A 2298-nucleotide genomic window follows, 5' to 3' on the forward strand; every position below is an offset into this window, starting at 1 on the left:
CACGACTACTTCGATGCAGCATTGGGCGCTTGCAAAGCCTTGACCCTGAAGATGTACGCCAAGAAGAAAGATATTCCACTGACCGGTGTCGGGGTCGAGGTCAAACGCGACAACAGCGAAGAGCAGAAAGGCAAATACGCCCTGCACGTCAAACTGACCCTCAAGGGCGTGCTCACCGATGCGCAACGCGAAGAATTGCACCGTGTGGCCGACCGCTGCCCGGTCCACAAACTGATGACCACCACCGATGTCAGCATCGAAACCCACCTGTCCGAAGGTGCGTTCAGCCAATAGCGGCAAGGGCTACGCAAGCGGGTTATGCTCCACGCATCACCCGCTCAACCTGGAATGCAGCATGAACACTCCTCTCGTGATCCGCCCCCGCATCGAAGATGTCGAAGGCCAGCCGATTCTTCGCCCGTTGCCGTCAGCCAAGTGCCGCAGCGTCGGGCCGTTCGTGTTTTTCGACCACATGCTGCAAACCCGGTATCCGGCGGGAAAAGGCATGAACATCCGCCAGCATCCGCACATCGGCCTGTCGACCTTAACTTATCTGTTTGAAGGGCAAATCCAGCACAAGGACAGCCTCGGCTCCGATCAGGTGGTCAATGCCGGCGACGTCAGCTGGATGACCGCCGGCAGCGCGATTGCCCATGTCGAGCGCACACCCGAGGCGTTAAAGAACAGCGGTTTTACCATGCACGGTTTGCAGATCTGGCTGGCATCGCCCAAAGCGCATGAACAGGGCCCGGGGCACTACAGCCATCATCCGGCGGCCACCTTGCCGGTCAGCGATAACCTGGGCGTTAAGATCCGTATGATTGCCGGGTCAGGCTTTTGCCTGGAATCGCCGGTCCCGGTGCTTTCTCCTACGTTGTACGCGGAATTAAACCTGCAAACGGCGACCACGTTGCTGATTCCCACCGAGCACGAAGAGCGAGCGCTGTATGTCTTGAGCGGCGAGGTGCAGCTGGATGGCGATATACTGGAACTGAATTCGCTGGTGGTGTTGCCGGCAGGGGAAGAGATGACACTGTTTGCCGAAAGCGACTGTCATGCTGTGTTGTTTGGCGGCGCGCCGCTGGACGGCCCCAGGAGGATCAATTGGAATTTTGTGGCGAGTGATCCGGCGGCCATCGACGAAGCACGGCGGCGCTGGGCGGCCGGGGATTGGCCGACGGTGCCGGGGGAAAGTGAGCGGATCGAACTGCCTCTTCGGTGAACGATCAGCCAGAACAAAAAAACCCGCCGAAGCGGGTTTTTTTACAACGCAGTTAAACCGACAGTTCAACCAACAGCTTATTCAGACGGCGCACATACGCGGCCGGGTCCTTCAAGCTGTCACCGGCAGCCAGTGCCGCCTGATCGAAGAGAATGTGCGACAGGTCGCCGAAACGCTCGTCGCTCTGCTCGTTGTCGAGCTTCTCGATCAGCGGGTGAGCCGGGTTGAACTCGAAGATTGGTTTCGACTCCGGTACCTTCTGACCGCTGGCCTCCAGGATCTGACGCATCTGCATGCCCAGGTCCTGCTCGCCGATTGCCAGAATCGCCGGGGAATCGGTCAGACGGTGGGAAACCCGTACTTCAGCAACCGAGTCACCCAGTGCGGTTTTCAGACGCTCAACCAGACCTTCTTTGGACTTGGCGACTTCTTCCGCAGCTTTCTTGTCCTCTTCCGAGTCCAGATTACCCAGGTCCAGGTCACCGCGCGCCACGTCAACGAAGCTCTTGCCGTCGAAGTCGCTGAGGTAGCTCATCAGCCACTCGTCGATGCGATCGGTCAGCAGCAGCACTTCGATGCCTTTCTTGCGGAAGACTTCCAGGTGCGGGCTGTTTTTGACTTGCGCGTAGGTTTCGCCGGTCAGGTAGTAAATCTTGTCCTGACCTTCCTTGGCGCGAGCCAGGTATTCGGCCAGACCCACCACTTGCTCGCCTTCATCACCGTTGGTCGATGCGAAACGCAGCAGTCCAGCGATTTTCTCTTTGTTGGCGAAGTCTTCTGCCGGGCCTTCTTTCATGACCTGACCGAAGTTCTTCCAGAAGCTCTTGTATTGCTCAGGCTCGTTCTTCGCCAGTTTTTCCAGCATGTCCAGAACGCGCTTGGTCAGCGCCGACTTCATCGAATCGATGATCGGGTCTTTCTGCAGGATTTCCCGCGACACGTTCAGCGACAGGTCATTGGAATCGACCACGCCTTTGATGAAGCGCAGGTACAACGGCAGGAACGACTCGGCCTGGTCCATCACGAACACGCGCTGCACGTACAGCTTCAGGCCTTTCGGCGCTTCACGCTGGTAC

3 protein-coding genes are annotated in these 2298 nt (G+C 58.2%); 2 read left to right on the forward strand and 1 reads right to left on the reverse strand.

What is annotated here, in order from left to right:
- On the forward strand, positions 1-294 hold a 294-nt coding region (locus AC1DSG_RS30355; protein ID WP_477794166.1), incomplete at its 5' end, for an OsmC family protein.
- Positions 295-355: 61 nt separating this feature from the next.
- The gene (locus AC1DSG_RS30360) at positions 356-1222 is read left to right on the forward strand and encodes a pirin family protein (RefSeq protein WP_477794167.1); all 867 of its coding nucleotides are present in this window, start codon (positions 356-358) and stop codon (positions 1220-1222) included.
- Between the two features lie 52 nt (positions 1223-1274).
- On the opposite strand, the gene htpG is transcribed toward AC1DSG_RS30360, so the two are convergent.
- A partial coding sequence (htpG, locus tag AC1DSG_RS30365) for a molecular chaperone HtpG (protein WP_477794168.1) occupies positions 1275-2298 on the reverse strand: 1024 nt, incomplete at its 5' end.

The sequence above is a fragment of the Pseudomonas sp. P5_A12 genome (assembly GCF_056400685.1).